This is a genomic window from Pseudomonas sp. TH15 (genome assembly GCF_016651105.1).
GTDB lineage: Bacteria > Pseudomonadota > Gammaproteobacteria > Pseudomonadales > Pseudomonadaceae > Aquipseudomonas.
The window spans coordinates 2,879,591-2,901,412 of record NZ_JAEKEL010000001.1 but is presented as its reverse complement, the minus strand read 5'-3'; the positions used below and the strand labels follow the sequence as shown (position 1 = coordinate 2,901,412).

At 59.3% G+C, this 21,822-nt stretch carries 15 protein-coding genes; 4 read left to right on the top strand and 11 right to left on the bottom strand.

Annotated elements, in window-relative coordinates; genetic code table 11:
• Positions 1-10: 10 nt before the first annotated feature.
• From sdhA to sdhC, 3 genes are read right to left on the bottom strand one after another with little or no spacing between them, the layout of a single operon-like run.
• Complete coding sequence (gene sdhA / locus JFT87_RS13175; RefSeq protein WP_201201873.1) at positions 11-1,786, bottom strand: succinate dehydrogenase flavoprotein subunit; 1,776 nt, start codon at positions 1,784-1,786, stop codon at positions 11-13.
• A gap of 3 nt (positions 1,787-1,789) precedes the next feature.
• The gene (gene sdhD / locus JFT87_RS13170; RefSeq protein WP_123510546.1) at positions 1,790-2,158 is read right to left on the bottom strand and encodes a succinate dehydrogenase, hydrophobic membrane anchor protein; all 369 of its coding nucleotides are present in this window, start codon (positions 2,156-2,158) and stop codon (positions 1,790-1,792) included.
• On the bottom strand, positions 2,152-2,538 hold the full coding sequence (sdhC, locus tag JFT87_RS13165) for a succinate dehydrogenase, cytochrome b556 subunit (protein WP_201194921.1): 387 nt from the start codon (positions 2,536-2,538) through the stop codon (positions 2,152-2,154). Before sdhC ends, sdhD begins: the two co-directional genes overlap by 7 nt.
• Before the next feature lie 349 nt (positions 2,539-2,887).
• Here sdhC and gltA point away from each other — a divergent pair, with 349 nt between their 5' ends.
• Positions 2,888-4,177 carry a citrate synthase gene (gene gltA, locus JFT87_RS13160; RefSeq protein WP_201194923.1) on the top strand — a complete coding sequence of 430 codons (1,290 nt, stop codon included), beginning with the start codon at positions 2,888-2,890 and terminating at the stop codon, positions 4,175-4,177.
• A gap of 1,035 nt (positions 4,178-5,212) precedes the next feature.
• Here gltA and JFT87_RS13155 read toward each other — a convergent pair.
• From JFT87_RS13155 to JFT87_RS13145, 3 genes are all read right to left on the bottom strand, one after another.
• On the bottom strand, positions 5,213-6,871 hold the full coding sequence (locus JFT87_RS13155) for a cation acetate symporter (protein WP_201194925.1): 1,659 nt from the start codon (positions 6,869-6,871) through the stop codon (positions 5,213-5,215).
• A complete protein-coding gene (locus JFT87_RS13150) occupies positions 6,868-7,179 on the bottom strand; it encodes a DUF485 domain-containing protein (RefSeq protein ID WP_059407499.1) in 312 nt (103 codons plus the stop codon). Before JFT87_RS13150 ends, JFT87_RS13155 begins: the two co-directional genes overlap by 4 nt.
• Before the next feature lie 238 nt (positions 7,180-7,417).
• Positions 7,418-8,269 carry a glycine betaine ABC transporter substrate-binding protein gene (locus tag JFT87_RS13145; RefSeq protein WP_201194927.1) on the bottom strand — a complete coding sequence of 284 codons (852 nt, stop codon included), beginning with the start codon at positions 8,267-8,269 and terminating at the stop codon, positions 7,418-7,420.
• Positions 8,270-8,556: 287 nt separating this feature from the next.
• Here JFT87_RS13145 and JFT87_RS13140 point away from each other — a divergent pair, with 287 nt between their 5' ends.
• Positions 8,557-10,152 (top strand): glycoside hydrolase family 17 protein, encoded by a 1,596-nt coding sequence (locus JFT87_RS13140; protein ID WP_201201872.1) that lies wholly within the window; start codon positions 8,557-8,559, stop codon positions 10,150-10,152.
• A gap of 96 nt (positions 10,153-10,248) precedes the next feature.
• On the opposite strand, the gene JFT87_RS13135 is transcribed toward JFT87_RS13140, so the two are convergent.
• On the bottom strand, positions 10,249-10,617 hold the full coding sequence (locus tag JFT87_RS13135; protein ID WP_201201871.1) for a hypothetical protein: 369 nt from the start codon (positions 10,615-10,617) through the stop codon (positions 10,249-10,251).
• Positions 10,618-10,841: 224 nt separating this feature from the next.
• On the opposite strand from JFT87_RS13135, the gene JFT87_RS13130 reads away from it, so the two are divergent.
• Positions 10,842-12,140 (top strand): serine/threonine protein kinase, encoded by a 1,299-nt coding sequence (locus tag JFT87_RS13130; protein WP_201201870.1) that lies wholly within the window; start codon positions 10,842-10,844, stop codon positions 12,138-12,140.
• Entirely contained in the window at positions 12,133-12,921 is a 789-nt protein-coding gene (locus JFT87_RS13125; protein WP_201201869.1) for an MlaA family lipoprotein, read from the top strand. The genes JFT87_RS13130 and JFT87_RS13125 overlap by 8 nt, the downstream gene beginning before the upstream one ends.
• Before the next feature lie 194 nt (positions 12,922-13,115).
• On the opposite strand, the gene JFT87_RS13120 is transcribed toward JFT87_RS13125, so the two are convergent.
• The 4 genes from JFT87_RS13120 to JFT87_RS13105 all read right to left on the bottom strand — a co-directional run bounded on the left by JFT87_RS13120 (position 13,116) and on the right by JFT87_RS13105 (position 21,809).
• Entirely contained in the window at positions 13,116-14,030 is a 915-nt protein-coding gene (locus tag JFT87_RS13120) for a DUF808 domain-containing protein (RefSeq protein ID WP_201201868.1), read from the bottom strand.
• A gap of 69 nt (positions 14,031-14,099) precedes the next feature.
• Positions 14,100-15,512, bottom strand: coding sequence for an efflux transporter outer membrane subunit (locus tag JFT87_RS13115; RefSeq protein WP_446739718.1), 1,413 nt, complete (start codon positions 15,510-15,512; stop codon positions 14,100-14,102).
• Positions 15,513-15,622: 110 nt separating this feature from the next.
• The gene (locus JFT87_RS13110; protein WP_201201865.1) at positions 15,623-18,739 is read right to left on the bottom strand and encodes an efflux RND transporter permease subunit; all 3,117 of its coding nucleotides are present in this window, start codon (positions 18,737-18,739) and stop codon (positions 15,623-15,625) included.
• A complete protein-coding gene (locus JFT87_RS13105) occupies positions 18,729-21,809 on the bottom strand; it encodes an efflux RND transporter permease subunit (protein WP_201201863.1) in 3,081 nt (1,026 codons plus the stop codon). Before JFT87_RS13105 ends, JFT87_RS13110 begins: the two co-directional genes overlap by 11 nt.
• Between the last annotated feature and the right edge of the window lie 13 nt (positions 21,810-21,822).

Here is a 21,822-nt window from a genome sequence, read left to right as displayed (position 1 = left end):
GCGGCCACCCTTAATAAGTCCGAATCATTGGTTCAAAGGTCGGGACTGTTTTTGGCGAGAAGTTCACGGCACGCTTGGAAACGCGCTTCTCACCCGGGAAATACAGGGTGTGACACAGCCAGTTAACGTCATCGCGCTCTTCGAAGTCTTCACGGGCGTGAGCACCGCGGGACTCTTTGCGGATCTCTGCGGCGATGGCGGTAGCTTCGGCCACTTCCAGCAGGTTCTGCAGTTCCAGCGCTTCGATACGAGCGGTGTTGAACGCCTGGCTCTTGTCGTTGATCTTGACGTTGGCGATACGGCTACGCAGATCAGCCAACTGAGCAATACCCTTCTGCATGTATTCACCGGTACGGAATACACCGAAGTAGTTCTGCATGCAGCTTTGCAGTTCTTTACGCAGGGTGGCGACGTCTTCACCTTCGGTACGCGAGTTCAGGCCATCGAGACGTGCCAGGGCAGCGTCGATGTCGGACTGGCGAGGGCGAGCGTAGTCAACGCCTTCTTTCAGGGTCTGTTCCAGGAACAGGCCGGCAGCACGACCGAATACCACCAGGTCGAGCAACGAGTTACCGCCCAGACGGTTGGCACCGTGAACCGATACGCAAGCCACTTCGCCTACAGCGAACAGGCCCGGGATGATCTGGTCAACGCCTTCAGCGTCCTGAGTGATTGCCTGACCATGAATGTTGGTCGGCACGCCGCCCATCATATAGTGGCAGGTTGGAACGACCGGGATCGGCGACACGGCTGGATCGACGTGAGCGAAGGTCTTGGACAGTTCCATGATGCCTGGCAGACGGCTGTGCAGAACTTCTTCACCGAGGTGATCGAGTTTCAGCATTACGTGGTCGCCATCCGGACCGCAACCGTTGCCGGCGATGATTTCTTTAACCATCGAGCGAGCAACCACGTCACGACCAGCCAGGTCTTTGGCGTTCGGAGCATAACGCTCCATGAAACGCTCGCCGTGCTTGTTGATCAGGTAACCGCCTTCACCGCGGCAGCCTTCAGTAACCAGTACACCAGCGCCGGCGATGCCGGTCGGGTGGAACTGCCACATTTCAATGTCTTGTACCGGCACGCCAGCACGCAGAGCCATGCCGACGCCGTCACCGGTGTTGATCAGGGCATTGGTGGTGGACGAGTAGATACGGCCTGCACCGCCGGTCGCCAATACGGTGGCGTTCGCGCGGACGTAGGAGGTTTCGCCAGTTTCGATGCAGATGACGATCATGCCGACAAAGGCACCATCTTCGTTCTTCACCAGGTCGACGCCGTAGTATTCGTTAAGGAATACGGTGCCAGCCTTGAGGTTGGCCTGGTACAGGGTGTGCAGCAGTGCGTGACCGGTACGGTCGGCAGCAGCGCAAGTACGGGCAGCCTGGCCGCCTTTACCGAAGTCTTTCGACTGACCGCCGAACGGACGCTGATAAATGCGGCCCTGTTCGGTACGGGAGAACGGCAAACCCATGTGCTCGAGCTCGAAAACCGCTTCCGGGCCTACGGAACACATGTATTCGATAGCGTCCTGGTCACCGATATAGTCGGAACCCTTGACGGTATCGTACATGTGCCAGCGCCAGTCATCGTTCGGATCTGCCGAGGCGATGGCGCAGGTGATGCCACCCTGAGCGGATACGGTGTGCGAGCGAGTCGGGAAAACCTTGGTTACCACGGCAGTCTTGTGACCACCTTGTGCCAGTTGCAGCGCAGCGCGCATGCCAGCACCGCCGCCGCCAATAATAATGGCGTCGAACGAAAGCGTATTAACTGTAGTAGACATGAATCAGATACCCCAAAGAATCTGCACACCCCAGACGAAGTAGGCGAACATCGCAACGCCGCATACTGCCTGGAAGAGGAAACGTACTGCAGTCGCGGACTTGCCCAGCGCCATCGGCGTCAGGTAGTCGGTCGCGATGGTCCACATGCCAACCCAGGCGTGAGCGCCAAGGGCCACCAGGGCCAGCAGACTGAAGATACGCATCCCGTTGCTTGCAAACAGCTCATGCCATTGGGCGTAGCCAATGCCAGGATGCGCTGCGAGGTATCCGATCAGGAAAATGAAATAAGCCGCGAGAACAACCGCAGACACACGCTGCGCCATCCAGTCATAGAGACCGGAACGCGACAGGTTCGTTACGCTGGTTACCATATCCAAACTCCCGCCAGAACGATCAGCACCGCAGACACGGCGATAATGATTTTCGAGCCCAGTTTGCCGCCTTCCAGCGTCTCACCGATGCCCATGTCCATGATCAGATGGCGCACGCCGGCTACCATGTGATACAGCAAGGCGGACAGGAGGCCCCATGCTACGAACTTGGCCAGCGGACTGGTCAAGCATGCCTTCACCTCGACAAAACCTTCCTCGGAACCCAGGGATTTGCCCAATGCATAAAGCATGATGCCAAGGCCCAGGAAGAGGATGATGCCGGAAACACGGTGAAGAAACGACGTAACGCCGGTGATGGGGAGTTTGATGGTCCTTAGGTCTAGGTTTACAGGTCGTTGGCTTTTCACGGCTTTTTTCACACTGAAGAGCCCCTAACAATCAGGGCAAAGTTGTTGGGGAGTGCACTGGTCAGGTAACCACCACCCAGGGATGCGACCCCCAATAAAGCAGGCCCAAAAGCCCCTGGCGGTCGGTGGCCGAGTATAGACAGTTAGGCTACTAATGACAACGCGTTCGCCTCCCCCTAATAGCTCATTGCACAAGTCGGATAAAAGGCGTAAATGGCAGGTAATTTCGAGGAAAAAGTCCGGTTAAAGCCTTCTGGAGCAAGACTTTAGGCAAATTGACATTCGAATTTATCTCACTATAGTGGTGCGGGCCCTGCGTGGGGGGTCTGTCTGATGATTTCAAGCATAAATAGGAGGCCACATGGCTGACAAAAAAGCGCAGTTGATCATCGAGGGCGCAGCCCCCGTCGAGCTGCCCATTTTAACCGGCACCGTTGGTCCCGATGTAATTGATGTTCGGGGCCTGACGGCCACGGGCCGTTTCACCTTTGACCCTGGCTTCATGTCGACCGCCTCCTGCGAGTCGAAGATCACCTATATCGACGGCGACAACGGCATCCTGCTGCACCGCGGCTACCCGATCGAACAGCTGGCTGAAAAGTCGGACTACCTGGAAACCTGCTATCTGCTGCTCAACGGCGAATTGCCGACCGCAGAACAAAAGGCCCAGTTCGTCAGCACCGTGAAGAACCACACCATGGTTCACGAGCAGTTGAAGACCTTCTTCAACGGCTTCCGTCGCGACGCCCACCCAATGGCCGTCATGTGCGGTGTAGTCGGCGCCCTCTCGGCCTTCTACCACGACTCCCTGGACATCAATAACCCGCAGCATCGCGAAATCTCCGCGATCCGCCTGGTTGCCAAGATGCCGACCCTGGCAGCGATGGTTTACAAGTACTCCATGGGGCAACCCATGATGTACCCGCGCAACGACCTGACGTACGCGGAAAACTTCCTGCACATGATGTTCAACACCCCGTGCGAGATCAAACCGATCAGCCCGGTACTCGCCAAGGCCATGGACCGGATCTTCATCCTCCATGCCGACCACGAGCAAAACGCATCGACCTCTACCGTACGTCTGGCAGGTTCGTCGGGGGCCAACCCGTTCGCCTGTATCGCCGCCGGTATCGCTGCACTGTGGGGCCCTGCCCACGGCGGCGCGAACGAAGCTGTTCTGACCATGCTTGACGAAATTGGCGATGTTTCGAACATCGACAAATACATCGCCAAGGCCAAGGACAAGAACGATCCGTTCAAACTGATGGGCTTCGGTCACCGGGTTTACAAAAACCGCGACCCACGCGCCACAGTTATGAAGAAGACGTGCGACGAAGTACTGAAAGAACTGGGTATCAAAAACGATCCGCAACTCGAACTGGCCATGCGCCTGGAAGAGATCGCCCTGACCGACCCGTACTTCATCGAACGCTCTCTGTACCCGAACGTCGACTTCTACTCGGGGATTATCCTCAAGGCGATCGGCATTCCAACCAGCATGTTCACCGTGATCTTCGCTTTGGCGCGGACCGTGGGCTGGATCTCCCACTGGAAAGAAATGCTCTCCAGCCCGTACAAGATTGGCCGTCCGCGCCAGCTGTACACCGGCTACGAGTCGCGTGACATTACCAAGCTGGAAGACCGCAAATAAGATTTGTCTTGCGATAACGTCTTAAGTTGTACCGGGAACGGCCTCTATATTGAGGCCGTTTTTGTTTGTGCGATTTTTGAACATATCTGTTTCTTCGGTAACGACCGCTATTGGTTTCGCTCTTACAGCGAGTCACTTTTCCAGACGCCGAAAAGTAAGCAAAAGGCTTCGCCCCGGCGTACGGCATCTCGCTTCGCTCGATGTACCCTCGCTACGGTGTCCATCAGGGGGCATCGCCTACGGTCTGCTTCGCTACGACCTCCTCTCGATGTGTTCGGCTTCGCCGAACGGCGCTGCGCGCCTAACCCCCTGATGAACACCTACGCTCGGCCTGCCGAAGGGGCGAGAGATCAAAAGCCAAAGCAAGATCACAAGCCAGATGAAAAGCCAGCCCCCCTCACCCTAGCCCTCCCGAAACGTCGGACCGCCCGAAGGGAGAGGGAACTGATCGAGGTGCTTGGGAGAGGTACGCCGACATGGAATACCGAGTCGAACGCGTATTTTGAAAAGCCCACCAATCGGCCCCCTCTCCCTCGGGAGAGGGCTGGGGTGAGGGGCGAGAACACCACAAGAACCAAAGCCAAGCACGCTGTGCTCCTCACCACTCAACACGATGAGCGTTAGCTCGAGTAAAGCTCTTGATCTAGAAGGCCCGTCGGCAGGCTGAGTGGAGGGATTGATCCGGGGTGGGAGCGCAGCGACCGTTTGGCGAAGCCAAATGCATCGAGAGGAGGTGCAGCGAAGCAAACCGTAGGCGATGCGCCCGGATCGATCCCGGAGCGAAGGAATCCGAGCCTGCGAGGGCCGAACGCTGGGGCAAGCCTTTTTTTGCTTACTTTTTTGAGGCGTTTGTCAAAAAAGTAACTCGCCGTCAGGGCGAAACCCTAAGCAGCCATCACCGCAGCAACGGATATACACACACAAACCACCAACCACACAGCCCCGCCGTCCGATAACCGCCCAATAAAAAATGCCCCGATCTCTCGACCAGGGCATTCAGTAAAACGCTACAACTTACCGATAAGCATCAAACGATCAATGCGAAACAGCCCCACTCGCCCCCAACCCAGTCTGCGAACGCACAAATTGCGGGAAGAACAACGCCCGCTCTTTATCAGCCGCCGCCGACTTATCAGTAATCGAGAAGAACCAGATCCCGGCAAACGCAATCGCCATGGAAAACAGCGCCGGGTACTCGTACGGGAAGATCGCCTTCTCGTGATGCAGGATCTGCACCCAAATGGTCGGCCCAAGCACCATCAAGCCCACCGCGCTGATCAACCCCATCCAGCCACCGACCATCGCACCGCGAGTGGTCAGCTTCTTCCAGTACATGGAAAGCAGCAGCACCGGGAAGTTACAGCTCGCCGCAATGGAGAACGCCAGGCCCACCATGAACGCGATGTTCTGGCTTTCGAACAGAATGCCCAGACCAATCGCCAGCACGCCCAGAGCGATGGTGGTGATTTTCGAGACGCGGATCTCATCCTTGTCGTTGGCCTTGCCCTTCTTGATCACGCTGGCGTAAAGGTCGTGAGATACCGCCGTCGCACCGGCCAGGGTCAAACCGGCCACAACGGCCAGAATGGTCGCGAACGCTACCGCCGAGATGAAGCCCAGGAAAATACTGCCGCCCACCGCGTCAGCCAGATGCACCGCCGCCATGTTGTTACCGCCCAACAGCGCGCCAGCCGCATCTTTGAAGGCCGGGTTGGTGCTGACCAGAAGGATTGCGCCGAAACCGATGATGAAGGTCAGGATGTAGAAGTAGCCGATGAAGCCAGTGGCGTACAGCACGCTCTTACGCGCTTCTTTCGCATCACTCACGGTGAAGAAGCGCATCAGGATATGCGGCAGGCCAGCCGTACCAAACATCAGTGCCAGGCCCAGGGAGAACGCCGAGACTGGATCTTTCACCAGACCGCCCGGGCTCATGATCGCTTCACCTTTAGGGTGAACCTTGATCGCCTCGGAAAACAGCATGTTGAAGTCAAAGTTGACGTGTTTCATCACCATCAGCGCCATGAACGAGGCACCAGACAGCAGCAACACAGCCTTGATTATCTGCACCCAAGTGGTCGCCAGCATGCCGCCGAACAGCACATACATGCACATCAGGATGCCGACCAGGATCACCGCAACGTAGTAGTCGAGACCGAACAGCAGTTGGATCAGCTTGCCGGCACCGACCATTTGCGCAATCAGGTAGAACGCCACCACCACCAGCGAACCGCAAGCAGACAGCGTGCGGATCTGGGTTTGCCCGAGGCGGTAGGACGCCACGTCGGCAAAGGTGTATTTACCCAGGTTACGCAGACGCTCGGCGATCAGGAACAGAATGATCGGCCAGCCCACCAGGAAGCCGATCGAGTAGATCAGGCCGTCATAGCCGGAGGCGTACACCAAGGCGGAAATACCCAGGAAGGACGCTGCCGACATATAGTCACCGGCAATCGCCAGACCGTTTTGCAGGCCGGTGATCTTGCCACCCGCCGCATAGTAGTCGGCTGCGGAGTTGTTGCGCTTGGAGGCCCAGTAGGTAATGCACAGGGTCAGGCCGACAAACGCGACAAACATCAGGATCGCGGAAACGTTGAGGGGTTGTTTGTGCACTTCGCCGGTCAGGGCTTCAGCCGCCCAGGCGCCGGGTGCAAAGGCTGCGATGCTCAATAGAGCCATTAGACGCCGGATCATTGCTGAGCCTCCTTGAGAATCAGATTGTTCAGGTCGTCAAATTCGCCATTGGCGCGTCGTACGTAGATTGCAGTCAGGATAAAGGCCGAGAGAATCAGCCCGACACCAATCGGTATCCCCCAGGTAATCGAAGATTCGGGGCTGATTTTCGCCCCCAGAATATGCGGCCCGTAAGCAATCAAAAGGATGAATCCGGAGTAAAGCCCAAGCATGATCGCGGAGAGTATCCAGGCGAACTTTTCTCGCTTACTAACCAGCTCCTTGAAACGCGGGCTGTTTTGAATCGAGAGGTAAATGCTGTCGTTCATTGTTTTTATCCTCGCAGCACAGATTATTGTTAGAACGTATCCACTTTATGCGGCTGCGGAACTGGTTCCAGACGACCTTAGTATTAGAACGACATGACGGTTTTGCCACTTTTCAGCACACACAAAAACTGTGGGAGCGAGCCTGCTCGCGAAGGCGTCGGATCAGTCGATATTTGTATCAACTGACAGATCGCTTTCGCGAGCAGGCTCGCTCCCACAGGTTATGGTGGTGAAGCTTTTATTTGATCCATTCAGCCACGCGATCCGGGTGTTTGGCCACCCAATCCTTGGCTGCAACTTCAGGTTTGGCACCATCCTGAATCGCCAACATGACTTCGCCGATTTCGTCTTTTGAAGCCCACTGGAAGTTTTTCAGGAACTTGGCCACTTCCGGTGCTTTAGTTGCCAGTTCTTTGCTACCGATGCTGTTCACGGTTTCAGCCGCGCCGTACACGCCTTTCGGGTCGTCGAGGAAGCGCAGTTTCCACTTGGCGAACATCCAGTGCGGCACCCAACCGGTGACGGCGATGGATTCGTTTTTCTTCTCGGCACGGGTCAGCTCGGCAATCATGCCGGCGCCGGAACTGGCCTTGAGGGTGTAATTGGTCAGACCGTAGTCCTTGATCGCCTGATCAGTCTTGAGCATCACGCCTGAACCGGCGTCGATGCCGACGATACGACCTTTGAAGCTGTCATCGGTTTTCAGGTCGTCGATGGACTTGGCCTTGACGTACTCCGGCACGATCAAGCCGATTTTTGCATCCTTGAAGTTCGGGCCGTAATCGACGACCTGATCCTTGTTCTTGGCCCAGTATTCACCGTGGGTCACGGGCAGCCAGGCGGACAGCATGGCATCGAGTTTACCGGTGGCCACACCCTGCCACATGATCCCGGTGGCGACGGCTTGAAGCTTCACGTCATAACCGAGTTTCTGCTTGATCACTTCAGCCGCGACATGGGTGGTCGCGACACTGTCGGACCAACCGTCGACGTAGCCGATGCTCAGGGTTTTGCTCTCGGCATTGGCAAATGTGGAGCCAATCGCAAGTACCAGAGCGGCACTGGCGCCTAAAAGTCGTCGCATCTTCATCGTTACTTCCCCGAAAGTGCTGCGCCCGACGGATGCCGAGCGACGTCAACGTATTGTTATGGTGCACAGCGCCCCCATCACGCCTCACCGCAAACTCGTTCGATCATCAGCGGAGTACTGATACTTCGATAATCAACCTCGCGACAACAGCGACCTGCTCTGCCAGCGACCTCAAGGCATCGAGAAACGACATCAGAACGCCATTAATCGCGACCGCTGCAAATGCCCCGCCCGATCCGCCCGAACTTTGCATGTCTAAATCATGCAGGCCACCTAGCGCGGGACAAATGCAGGTAACATGCGCGCCTTTGCTCCCAGACGGCCTGATCATGCCCGCGACATCACGCTTTCCTTTCTTTGCTTATCTCTTCGCCTGCCTGCTGGGGCTGTTTGCTCTCGGCGGCTTCTGGTACGGCCTCGGTAAACCGGTGATCCTGCCGGACGTCGCCAGTGCTTCGCACAAGCTGCAATGCGCCTCCTACACCCCATTCGACAAAGACCAGTCGCCATTCGATCAGCCGTTCAAGCTGCGCCCCGAGCGCATGGACGCCGACCTCGCGCTGTTGGCCACCCGCTTCGAATGCATCCGCACCTATTCCATGACCGGCCTCGAGGCCCTGCCCGACCTGGCGCGCAAGCACGGCTTGAAGCTGATGATCGGCGCCTGGGTCAACAGCAACCCGTTGGACACCGCCAAGGAAGTCGACCTGCTGATCGCCTCGGCCAATGCCAACCCGGACGTGGTGACCTCGGTGATCGTCGGCAACGAAGCCTTGCTGCGCAAGGAAGTCACCGGCGCGCAGTTGGCGACACTGATTAATAAAGTCAAAAGCCAGATCAAGCAGCCCGTCACTTACGCCGACGTCTGGGAATTCTGGCTTAAACACCCGGAAGTCGCGCCAGCGGTGGATTTCCTGACCATCCATTTGCTGCCGTACTGGGAAGATGATCCATCGAACATCGACGCCGCGCTGCAGCATGTGGCTGAGGTCCGCCAGGTGTTCGGCAACAAGTTCGCACCCAAGGATGTCCTGATTGGCGAAACCGGCTGGCCGAGCGAAGGCCGCCAGCGTGAAACCGCCCTGCCGAGCCGGGTCAACGAGGCCAAGTTCATTCGTGGGTTTGTCGCCATGGCCGAGCAACAAGGCTGGCACTACAACCTGATCGAAGCCTTTGACCAGCCGTGGAAACGCGCCAGTGAAGGAGCAGTCGGTGGTTATTGGGGCCTATTCGATGCCGATCGCCAGGACAAGGGCGTACTGGCCGGTCCAGTGACGAACGTGCCGTACTGGTCGCAATGGCTGGCGGTGGGCGGTTTGATATTCCTCGGCACGTTGCTGCTGGGCGGTCGGGTTCGCAGCACACGTTCGGCGTTGATTCTGCCGCTGCTAGGCGCACTGGCCGCCTGCTCGATCGGCGCTTGGGGCGACCTGGCGCGTGTGACCACCCGATTCGCCAGTGAATGGCTGTGGGTTGGCCTGCTGACGGCGTTGAATCTGTTGGTGCTGGCCCATGCCGCGCTGACCTTGAGTGCTCGCACCGGATGGCGTGAACGCGCGTTCAACGTGCTGGAACGGCGCGCGGGCTGGCTGGTCGCCGCGGCTGGTTTTGCCGCGGCGGTGATGATGCTCGAGATGGTTTTTGATCCGCGGTATCGCAGCTTTGCGAGCATGGCGTTTGTTGTGCCTGCGTTGGTTTACCTGTGCCGCCCGGTCAGCGTGCCGCGTCGGGAGATTGCTCTGCTGACCTTTATTGTCGGTGCGGGGATTGCGCCGCAGTTGTATCAGGAAGGTTTGCAGAATCAGCAGGCGTGGGGTTGGGCGTTGGTGAGTGCGTTGATGGTCGCCGCCCTGTGGCGCTGTCTTGGTGTTCGAAAAGTCTGATCTTCAGCGAGACATCAGGCCTCTTCGCGAGCAGGCTCGCTCCCACAGGGATTGCATTCCAAAGGTGGGAGCGAGCCTGCTCGTGAAGACAGATTATCAGGCGTTACGGGTAGCTCTGACCAACCGCAACCCCGCAATCACCACCGCAAACACCGCCAGCGTCGTGTTGTACAACGCCAGTGCCGGGAACCCCAGCACCAGCGCCAACACCGCCAGCCACCAACCTGCCCGGCCCGGTACGACAAAACCGATGACTGCCGCGGCCACTGCGCCCCAACCCAGGACTGCGAAGTGAATCATCAGCCCAAGGTTCGACCGAACCTGGCATTCCCAGCGATTCGCCTCATCCACGCAGAGGCCGACCCACCGCGCATCCTCCATGAAGCCATAACGCGCGCCATAACTGGCGGCCAGCCATAACGGCAGCAAAACAAGCAGCAGAATCACGGGCAGACGGCGAGACATGAAGCACTCCAATAAACGAAAACGGCGGCCAGCTTAATCTCCCGGCAGCCGTGTGCAAGCGTTAACAACAGTTAACTAGGCAGCCAATCACTGCAAAGTGTATCGTCCGGCTACCATTACTCCGAAATCAGGCCTGATTGGTGCCGATCCATGGCACTTTGACGCCGCCCCCGTGGTCATAGCCTGCGAACTTCATTCGGCACCTTTCTCTAAGGGATTTAGTCATGCTCCGTTCCTTGCGCTTCGCCGCCTTGTTTGGCGGCCTTATTTTGAGTGCGTCCGCACTGGCGGTCGACATTGACGCCGCCAGCTATGGCTACCCTTTGACCAACCCGTTCGAAGCGACCATTGCAACAACACCGCCGGAGTTACGCCCGGAGTTGCCGTCCAACGAGGACATCAATCAGCAGGACCGCAGTGTCCGATTGCGCCCGGAGCGTGAATTCAGCCTGCCGGACAATTTCTGGCCGGTGAAAAAACTCACCTACCGCATCGCCACCCAGGATCACGCCGCCCCACTGATTTTCCTGATCGCCGGTACCGGTGCGCGCTATGACAGCAGCCTCAACGAATACCTGAAAAAGCTCTACTACAAGGCCGGCTATCACGTGGTGCAACTGTCGTCGCCGACCAGCTTTGACTTCATGAGCGCCGCTTCTCGCTTCGCCACGCCCGGTATCACCAAGGAAGACGCCGAAGACATGTACCGGGTGATGCAGGCCGTACGGGCGCAAAACCCGAAAACGCCGGTCACCGAGTACTTCCTGACCGGTTACAGCCTGGGCGCTCTGGATGCCGCCTTCGTCGCGCACCTGGACGAAACCCGCCGCAGCTTCAACTTCAAGAAAGTCCTGCTGCTGAACCCACCGGTCAACCTCTACACCTCGATCACCAACCTGGACAAGCTGGTCCAGACCGAGGTCAAGGGCATCAACAACAGCACCACCTTCTATGAACTGGTGCTGAACAAACTGACCCGCTACTTCCAGCAGAAAGGCTACATCGACCTCAACGATGCCCTGCTCTATGACTTCCAGCAGTCCAAGCAGCACCTGACCAACGAACAGATGGCCATGCTGATCGGTACCTCGTTCCGCTTCTCGGCGGCCGACATTGCCTTCACCTCGGACCTGATCAACCGCCGTGGCCTGATCACCCCGCCGAAATACCCGATCACCGAAGGCACCAGCCTCACGCCGTTCCTCAAGCGTGCGCTGCAATGCGACTTCGACTGCTACATCACCGAACAGGTCATTCCGATGTGGCGCGCCCGCACCGACGGCGGCAGCCTGCTGCAACTGATCGACCAGGTCAGCTTGTATGCACTGAAGGACTATCTGCATGACAGCCCGAAAATCTCGGTCATGCACAACGCCGACGACGTGATCCTCGGCCCTGGCGACCTGGGTTTCCTGCGCAAGACATTCGGTGATCGCTTGACCGTTTACCCACTGGGCGGCCACTGCGGCAACCTTAACTATCGCGTCAACAGCGACGCCATGCTGGAGTTCTTCCGTGGCTAAATATCTCCTGCTTTTCGCAGCGTTACTCTGTGCAGGCGTCGCCCAAGCCGACAACAGCAAAGCCAACGCACCGGTCGTTATCGACAACGATGGCTTCAAGGAACCGCTGAGCAAACTCAAGTTCAACCCGGGGCTGGATCAACGCGAATTCGAACGCTCGACGCTCAACGCACTGGCGGTCTATGACCCGCTGGAAGAGTGGAACCGCCGGGTTTACCACTTCAACTACCGCTTCGACCAATGGGTGTTCCTGCCCGTGGTCGACGGTTATCGCTACATCACCCCGAGCTTCCTGCGCACCGGCGTGAGCAACTTCTTCAATAACCTGGGTGACGTGCCGAACCTGTTCAACAGTCTGTTGCAGCTCAAGGGTCATCGCTCGTTGGAGACTACCGGGCGACTGCTGCTCAACACCACGATCGGCGTCGCCGGCCTCTGGGACCCGGCCACCGCCATGGGCTTGCCGCGCCAAAGCGAAGACTTCGGCCAGACGCTGGGCTTCTACGGCGTACCGGGCGGCGCCTACTTCGTCCTGCCGATCCTCGGCCCGTCCAACCTGCGCGACACCGCAGGCCTGGCCGTCGACTACACCGGAGAATCGGCGATCAACTTCCTGAACGTCTCCAAAGTCAGCGAAAACCACCCGGAAATCTGGGTCCTGCGCGGTATCGACAAGCGCTACCAGACCAGCTTCCGCTACGGCCAATTGAACTCGCCGTTCGAGTACGAGAAGGTGCGTTACGTCTACACCGAGTCCCGCAAGTTGCAGATCGCCGAGTAACTCTGGCGGCACAAAATCTGACGGCAACAAAAAAGGCCATTCGATGCGAATCGAATGGCCTTTTTCATGACACGACAAAGATCAAACTGTAGGAGCGAAGCTTGCTCGCGAAAGCGGTCGTTCAGTCGATATCTTCGTTGGGAGACAGACCGCTTTCGCGAGCAAGCTTCGCTCCTACAAGAAGGCTGCTGTGTTTAGCCTTTGATGGCGCGCCAGATTTTGCCGACGACGGAAACCACCGCCAGCACCACCGCACCAGCGATGATCCCCGCGACACCGTTGAGCAACATCGGCACCGCAAACCCAGCAGAACCGGCCGCCGCGCCGACACTTTCAATCCAGTGATGCACCACCGGCACGCCGTGGGTCAGGATCCCGCCGCCGACCAAAAACATCGCAGCAGTACCAATCACCGACAGGCTTTTCATCATGTACGGTGCCGCCCGCAGGATCGCCCCGCCGATACTTTTGGCCATTTGTCCCGGTTTCTGGGTCAGCCACAGGCCGAGATCGTCGAGTTTGACGATGCCCGCCACCAGCCCATAGACGCCGATGGTCATGATGATGGCGATGCCGGACAGCACGATCACTTGCTGGGTCAACGTGGCGTCGGCCACGGTGCCGAGGGTGATGGCGATGATTTCCGCCGAGAGGATGAAGTCGGTGCGAATCGCGCCTTTGATCTTGTCCTGTTCGTACGCCACCAGATCGGTCGCCGGATCAGCCACGGCTTCGACCAATTGGGCATGCCCGGCGTCATCTTCAGCCTTGCTGTGGAGAAACTTGTGGGCCAGTTTTTCGAACCCTTCGAAGCACAGGTACGCACCGCCGACCATCAACAACGGCGTGACCAGCCACGGTACGAACGCGCTGATGGCCAGCGCCGAGGGCACCAAAATCAGTTTGTTGCGAAACGAGCCCTTGGCCACGGCCCAAACCACCGGGATTTCCCGTTCGGCGCGTACGCCGCTGACCTGCTGGGCATTGAGCGCCAAGTCATCGCCGAGCACGCCGGCGGTTTTCTTCGCGGCCATTTTGGTCATCAACGCTACATCATCGAGTACGGCGGCAATATCGTCGATCAGCACCAGCAAACTGCTTCCTGCCATGGGTCAGGCTTCCCTACATAAAAAAGTGCGCGAAGCATAACGCGCGCAATGCAGGGGAAGCGAGGCGCCTCAGTGATCCGCGGGCACTTGCCAGCCGCCGCCAAGGCTCTGGAACAGCGCAACGCTGCCCTGACTGAGCAACCCTTGGGTGTCGCGCCAGTTCTGTTCGGCTTGCAGCAATACCAACTGCTGGGTCAGCACCGCTTGCTGACTGACAATACCCGCGCGTTGTTGCGCCTCCTGGCTGCCGAACAACTGCTGATTGCGCTGATACATCTGTTCAAAGGCCTGGGCCTGGGTGTGCAGATGATTGATCGCCGACAGATTGTCCTCGACGTTTTGCAGGGCACTGAGCACTGTCCCCCGATAGTTGGCCACATCCTGATCGTAGCTGGCCTGGGCCTGTTGTTTCGCCGCCTCCCGCGCGCCGCCGTCGAAAATGGTTTCGGCCAGCGCCGGGCCGAGGGTCCAGATGCGGTTAGGCACGGAGAACAATCCCCCCAGCGCGGTGCCGCGATAGCCGGCTTCGGCAGTCAGGTCCAGCGTCGGGAAAAACGCCGCTTCGGCGACACCGATTTTCGCGTTCGCCGCCGCCGCCACGCGCTCGGCAGACACCACATCCGGGCGTCGTTGCAACAGGCTTGATGGCACAACCGGTGGCGGCAGCGGCATGACAAAACGATAGTCACCGGCCTTGGGCAGATTGAACTGCGCAGGCGCCAGCCCCACCAACACCGCCAGCGCATGTTCAGCCTGCTCGCGTGAGCGTTGGGCATTTTGCAGGGCACTGATCACCGTGCTCAGTTGATCCTGCGCCACCAGCAACTGATCGTTGGTCGCAGTGCCCTGCACCGTTTGCGCTTGAATCATCGTCAGCAATTGTTGATTGATCGTCTGTTGGCGCTGCAACAGGTCGATGTCGATATCCAGCTGCCGCAATCCCAGATAGTTGGTCGCCACGCTGGCACCGATGGACAGGCGCACGCCGGCGAGCAAAGCATCAGACGATTGCAGCGAGGCTTGGCTCGACTCGATGCCGCGTCGTACTTGCCCCCACAAATCCGGCTCCCAACTGGCGCTGAGGGTGGCGCTGACGGTTTGCTCAACGCTGCCGCCTCCGCTGCCGGTCAGGCCGCTGGTGGTGCTGCCGCTGGCCCCGCCGCCAACCCCGCGCGCACCGGAAAGCCCGACCCCCACTGTCGGCCACAACCCGGCGCGACTCGACGCCACTTGCGCCTGCGCCAGGCGATACGCGGCTTCAGCGGCGATGATCGACTGGTTGGCCTTGGCCGAACGGGCGATCAGGTCGTTCAGGACCGGATCCTGATAGGCCCGCCACCACTGGCTGTCCAGCGCACCTTGCGGATTGGACACAGCACGCTGCCACTGCGCGCCCTCCTTGAACGAAGTCGGCAGTTCAGTCGCCGGTTTTTGATAATCCGGCCCGCCCATGCAACCGCTCAATAACAGGAATACCCCCATTAAAAGTGGGAGCGAGCCTGCTCGCGAAAGCGGTTTTACAGCCGACATGAATGTTGAATGATCCAACGCCTTCGCGAGCAGGCTCGCTCCTGCAGGGGATTTGCGATATTTCATGAGGATCTCCTGCGCAGGCGCTGGGACGCCCGGTCGAGCCAGAGGTAAATCACCGGAGTGGTGTAGAGCGTCAGCAACTGGCTGAACACCAATCCGCCAATAATCGAAATCCCCAAGGGCCGGCGCAATTCGGAGCCATAGCCGATGCCCAGCACCAGCGGCAATGCGCCGAGAATCGCCGCCAGGGTGGTCATCATGATCGGCCGAAAACGGATCAGGCACGCACGGCGAATCGCTTCCTTGGCGCTCAGGCCGGACTCCCGGCGCTCGGTGATGGCGAAGTCGATCATCATGATCGCGTTTTTCTTGACGATACCAATCAGCAAAATCACCCCCACCAGCGCAATGATCGACAGTTCGGTACCGGTCAGCAGTAATGCAATCAGCGCACCGACCCCGGCGGACGGCAGGGTCGAGAGGATCGTCAACGGGTGCACCAGGCTCTCGTAAAGCATGCCCAGCACGACATACACCGACAGCAGCGCCGCGACGATCAGCAACGGCTCATTGGCCACCGACGACTGGAACACCTGCGCCGTGCCGGCGAACTGGCCAACGATGCTTGCTGGCATTCGCAACTGCGCCACGGCGTTCTCCACCAGCGCCGTCGCCTGACCGATGGACACGCCGGAGACGAGGTTGAACGAGGCCGTGACCGCCGGAAAGGTGCCCTGATGGCTGATGGAAATCGCCGTGCGGCCCACCGAATACTCCGCCACCGCCGACAGCGGCACCAGGTTTTGCGCAGCCGTGGCACTGAGATTGGGCGCCGTAGCTGCGCCCTTGACGGTGACAGCCGTATTGCCCACCGGCACGTAGACGTTTTCCAATGTCGCCGGGTCGGACCAGTACGGCGGCGCCACTTCCATCACCACGTGATACTGGTTGGCCGAGCGGTAGATAGTCGAGACCTGACGTTGGCCGAAAGCGTCGTACAACGTCTGATCGATGGCCGACATGCTCACCCCCAAACGCGCAGCCGCGTCGCGATTGACGATCACGCTGGCCATTAGACTGTTGTCCTGCTGATCGGTGTTGATGTCAGTCAGTTGGGGCAAGGTGTGCAGCACCGCCACCACCTTGGGCACCCATTCGTCGAGGGTGCTCTGGTCATCAGCGGTCATGGTGTATTGATACTGCGCCCCGCTCTGTCGGCCGCCTACGGTGATGTCCTGGGCCGACTGTAAATACAGGCGGGTGCCGGGCATGTCGCCGAGGGTTTTGCGCACCTGGGCCATGACCTGATCGGCGCTGTCCTTGCGGTCAGACAGGGATTTGAGGGTGATGAACAACTGCGCACTGTTGACCGCCCCGCCAATCCCCCCGCCACCGCCGACAAACCCGCCGACCGTCTCGACATTCGGATTGCTCAGGACCTTGCGGTTGATGTCGCTGAAGTTCGACTGAATCGCACCGAACGAAATACTCTGGGAAGCAATGATGCTGCCGGACATGCGCCCGGTGTCTTCCTGTGGGAAGAAACCCTTGGGTACCAGCACATACAGCACACACGCCAGCACGATCACCAGCAAAGTGGTCAGGCCCATCAGAAACGAATGCTCGATCACCCAGCCGAGGGTGCGGTCATAGAAGCGGTGAAAACCCGAGTCGGGCTGATTGCTGCTGCTCTGTTCCTTCGTGCGCAGCAACACACTGGACAGCATCGGCGTCACCGTCAGCGAAACCACCATCGAAATAACGATGGCCACCGACAGCGAAATCGAGAACTCGCGAAACAACCGCCCGACAATCCCGCCCATCAGCAGCAACGGAATGAACACCGCCACCAGCGAGACGCTGATGGTCATCACGGTGAACCCGACTTCCCGCGCGCCGGCCAGTGCCGCCTGCATCCGGCTTTCGCCCTTCTCCAGGTGACGCATGATGTTCTCGACGACCACGATGGCATCGTCCACCACAAAGCCTGTGGAAATGGTCAGCGCCATCAGCGACAAGTTGTTCAGGCTGTAGCCCAGAAAATACATCGCGCCAAACGTGCCGAGCAGCGACAGCGGCACCACGATGGCCGGCACCAGCGTGCTGCGCCAGTCGCGGAAAAACGCGAAAGTCACCAACGTGACCAAGGCAATCGAGATCATCAGCGTCAACTCGACATCCCGTAGCGACGCCCGGATGGTGGTGGTGCGGTCCATCAGGGTGTTGATCTTGATCGACGACGGAATCGAACTCTGGAGAAACGGCAGCTCAGCCTTCACCGCATCCACGGTGTCGATGACGTTGGCCCCCGGTTGCTTGAACACGACCAGCAGCACCGCCGGTTTGCCGTTGGACAGACCGAAGTTGCGCAGGTCCTCGACATCCTCGGTGACATCGCCCAAGTCCGAGATACGCACCAGATCGCCGTTGCTTTGCTTGACCACCAACGGCCCGTAGTCCGCGCCTTGGTAAAGCATGTCGTTGGCTTTCAGGCCGTAAGACTGATCGCCCACCGACACCGTGCCCTTGGGCAGGTTGACGTTGGCCGCCTGAATCACCTGACGCACCTGCTCCAGGCTGACGCCGTAGCGATTGAGCCGGTCCGGATTGAGATCAATCCGCACCGCCGGCAAAGACGCGCCCCCCACCGTCACATCGCCGACCCCGGTAGTCTGCAGCAAACGCTGCTCCAGCAAGGTCGAGGCCACGTCATACATTTGCCCGCGGGTGGCGCTGTCGGAGGTCAGGCTGAGGATCAGGATCGGCGAGTCGGCCGGGTTGACCTTGCGGTAGGTCGGGTTGCCGGACAAGTCGCTGGGCAAGCTGCTGCGCGCAGCGTTGATCGCCGCTTGAACATCCCGGGCGGCGCCGTCGATGTCACGATTAAGGTCAAATTGCAGGGTGATGCGTGTCGCCCCCAGCGAACTGGACGACGTCATCTCGGTGACCCCGGCGATTTGCCCGAACTGGCGTTCCAGTGGCGTGGCTACCGACGACGCCACGGTACTCGGGTCTGCTCCCGGCAATGATGCGCGCACACTGATGGTCGGAAAATCCACCTGCGGCAGCGGCGCCACCGGCAACAGATTGAACGCCAGCACACCAAACAGCGCCAACCCGACTGCCAGCAATGTGGTGGCAATGGGACGCTGGATAAAGGGCGCGCTAAGGTTCATCGCGATAGGCCTCGACCACCGGCTGGCGCCGACTGAAACGCCGCTCCAGACTGTGCATGGCGAGGAAAATCACCGGCGTGGAAAACAGCGTCAGCAATTGACTCAACAGCAGCCCGCCAATGATCGCGATCCCCAGTGGATGGCGCAGTTCAGAGCCGATCCCGGTGCCCAGCGCCAAAGGCACCGCACCAAACAGCGAGGCCATGCTGGTCATCAGGATCGGTCGAAACCGTAACTCGGCGGCCTGACGAATCGCCGCCACCGGGTCCAGCCCGCCCTCGCGCTCCAGTTCCAGGGCGAAGTCGACCATCATGATGCCGTTCTTCATCACGATCCCGATCAGCAACACAATGCCGATCAGGCCGATGATGTCGAACTGCGTGCCGGTGATCAGCAACGCCAGCAACGCCCCCAGTGCAGCGGACAGCAAGGTCGAGAGAATCGTTATCGGGTGCACGAAACTCTCGTAGAGAATCCCCAGCATCAGGTACACCACGACGACAGCGGCCAGCACCAGAAACACCTGGTTGGACAGCGACGCCTCAAAGGTTGCCGCCGCCCCTTCCAGGTTTGCCTGCACCGACAGCGGCAGCCCGGCCTGGGCTTCGATGTCCTTGAGCCGGGTGACGGCAGCGCCGAGGGTCTGGCCGGGGGCCAGGTTGAACGAGACATCGGCATAGGGGAATTGCCCCAGGCGATTGATGGTGACCGGCGTGCGGATCACTTGCATGGTCGCCATGCTCGACAGTGGCGCCACGCCGCCGGACGGGATGTCCACGTACAGTCCGGTCAGCAAGTCCGCCAGATTGCGTGGCGGATGATCGGTGGCAATCACCACGTGATACTGGTTGAGCTGGGTGTAGATGGTCGAGACCTGACGCTGGCCGAAGGCGTCGTACAGCACGTCGTCGATGGCCTGCGGCGTGACGCCCAAGCGCGACGCGGTGGCGCGGTCGAAGTTGAGCTGGAGCTGATTGCCGAACTGCATCGCCTGGCTTTGCACATCGGTGAACATCGGGTCCTGCTTGATCGCCGCCAGCAGTTTGGTGGTCCACTGCTCCAGCTCGTCAGGATCGGTGGCCTGCAAGCCCAGGCGATAACTGGTGGTCGATACCGTGGCATCGAGGGTCAGGTCCTGCACGCTATGCAGGTACAAGCGAATCCCGGCGTCGTCGGCATTGGCGTCGGAGAGCCGGCGAATCACCGCTGCACTGTTGTCACGATCGCCGTGGGGCTTGAGGTTGATCAGCAGGTTGCCCTGGTTGATCGTCGGGTTGGTTTGATCGATGCCGACGAAGGATGACAGGCTCGCCACCGCCGGGTCCTTCAAAATCCGCGCCGCCAACCGTTGTTGTTCAACCTGCATCTGCTGGAAGGAGATGGTCGGTGACGCCTGGGAAATACCCTGGATCAGCCCGGTGTCCTGCTCGGGAAAGAAGCCCTTTGGCATGATCACAATGATCAGCAGGGTCAGCAACCCGGTACACACCACAGAGATCAGCGTCAGCCCACGGTGCAGCAGCACCCAATCGAGGCCTTTGACGTAATAGCCGTTGATGCGGTCGAAGAAATCGACCCGGCGCTCTTCCTTTTTATGCTTGAGCATCCGCGAACACATCATCGGCGTCAGCGTCAGGGAAATCAGCGCCGAGATGACGATGGTCACCGCCACCGTCATGGCGAATTCGCGAAACAGCCGTCCCACCACATCCCCCATGAATAGCAGCGGAATCATCACCGCGATCAACGCTATCGACAGCGAAATAATGGTGAAACCGATCTGCTCCGAGCCCTTGAGCGCGGCTTCCATCGGCGAGTCGCCGGCCTCGATGTAGCGAGTGATGTTTTCGATCATGACGATGGCGTCGTCGACCACAAAACCGATGGCAATGGTCAGCGCCATCAGCGTCAGGTTGTTCAGAGAAAATCCAAACCCATAGGCCACCGCCAAAGTGCCGATCAGCGTCAGCGGCACGGTCACGGCTGGAATGATCGTCGCCGGCAAATTGCGCAGGAACAGGAAAATCACGATCACCACCAGCAGAACGGCCACGCCCAGTTCGTACTGCACGTCGGTGACCGAAGCGCGGATGGTTTGCGTGCGGTCAGTGAGTACGGCGACCTTGAGGGTGGCCGGCAAACTGGCGCGCAGTTTGGGCAACAGTTGCTGCACCCGGTCGACGACGTCGATCACGTTGGCACCGGGCTGGCGCTGAATATTAAGGACAATCGATGGCGTGCTGTCGGTCCAGGCCGCCTGACGCGGGTTTTCCGGACCCTGGGTCGAGCTGGCGATCTGCGACAAACGAATGGGCGCGCCGTTTTTGTAGGCGATCACCAGATCACGGTATTCCTCGGCTGACTGCAACTGGTCGTTGCTGCCGATGGAATAGGCCTGGAACTTGCCGTCAATATTGCCCTTGGCCTGGTTGACGTTGGCGGTGCCCAGCGAGGTGCGCAGGTCGTCGATGGACAACCCCAGATTATTCAGCGCAGAGGTGTTGGCCTCGACCCGCACCGCCGGGCGCTGGCCGCCGCTGATGGTGACCAGGCCAACCCCGGTGATCTGCGAAATTTTCTGCGCCAGACGGGTGTCGGCCAGGTCTTCGACCTTGGTCAGCGGCAGCACGTCGGACGTCAGTGACAGCGTCAGCACCGGGGCATCGGCCGGGTTGACCTTGCTGTAGACCGGCGGATACGGCAGGTTGGCCGGCAGGAAAGTCCCGGCAGCGTTGATCGCGGCTTGCACTTCCTGTTCGGCGACATCCAGCGACAGCGACAAATCGAATTGCAGGGTCACCACCGACGCGCCGTCGGAACTGGTGGAGTTCATCGACTTGAGGCCCGGCATCTCGCCGAGCTGACGTTCCAGCGGCGCGGTGATCGACGAACTGATCACCTCCGGACTGGCGCCGGGGTACTGGGTGAAAACCTGAATCGTCGGATAATCCACTTCCGGCAGCGCCGACACCGACAGCAAGTGATAACCGAGCATGCCCAGCAACAGCACGGCCACCATCAGTAATGTGGTGGCCACCGGGCGTTCGATAAAGGGCCGCGAGACGTTCATGACTGGCCATCCC

Bases quoted from the DNA above. Each gene is read 5' to 3' on its own strand.
- JFT87_RS13120 (WP_201201868.1), bottom strand. From the start codon at position 14,030: ATGGCAGGAAGCAGTTTGCTGGTGCTGATCGACGATATTGCCGCCGTA.
- JFT87_RS13105 (WP_201201863.1), bottom strand. From the start codon at position 21,809: ATGAACGTCTCGCGGCCCTTTATCGAACGCCCGGTGGCCACCACATTA.
- JFT87_RS13140 (WP_201201872.1), top strand. From the start codon at position 8,557: ATGCAGGTAACATGCGCGCCTTTGCTCCCAGACGGCCTGATCATGCCC.
- JFT87_RS13115 (WP_446739718.1), bottom strand. From the start codon at position 15,512: ATGGGGGTATTCCTGTTATTGAGCGGTTGCATGGGCGGGCCGGATTAT.
- JFT87_RS13110 (WP_201201865.1), bottom strand. From the start codon at position 18,739: ATGAACCTTAGCGCGCCCTTTATCCAGCGTCCCATTGCCACCACATTG.
- JFT87_RS13135 (WP_201201871.1), bottom strand. From the start codon at position 10,617: ATGTCTCGCCGTCTGCCCGTGATTCTGCTGCTTGTTTTGCTGCCGTTA.
- JFT87_RS13155 (WP_201194925.1), bottom strand. From the start codon at position 6,871: ATGATCCGGCGTCTAATGGCTCTATTGAGCATCGCAGCCTTTGCACCC.
- JFT87_RS13145 (WP_201194927.1), bottom strand. From the start codon at position 8,269: ATGAAGATGCGACGACTTTTAGGCGCCAGTGCCGCTCTGGTACTTGCG.
- gltA (WP_201194923.1), top strand. From the start codon at position 2,888: ATGGCTGACAAAAAAGCGCAGTTGATCATCGAGGGCGCAGCCCCCGTC.
- JFT87_RS13130 (WP_201201870.1), top strand. From the start codon at position 10,842: ATGCTCCGTTCCTTGCGCTTCGCCGCCTTGTTTGGCGGCCTTATTTTG.
- JFT87_RS13150 (WP_059407499.1), bottom strand. From the start codon at position 7,179: ATGAACGACAGCATTTACCTCTCGATTCAAAACAGCCCGCGTTTCAAG.
- sdhD (WP_123510546.1), bottom strand. From the start codon at position 2,158: ATGGTAACCAGCGTAACGAACCTGTCGCGTTCCGGTCTCTATGACTGG.
- sdhA (WP_201201873.1), bottom strand. From the start codon at position 1,786: ATGTCTACTACAGTTAATACGCTTTCGTTCGACGCCATTATTATTGGC.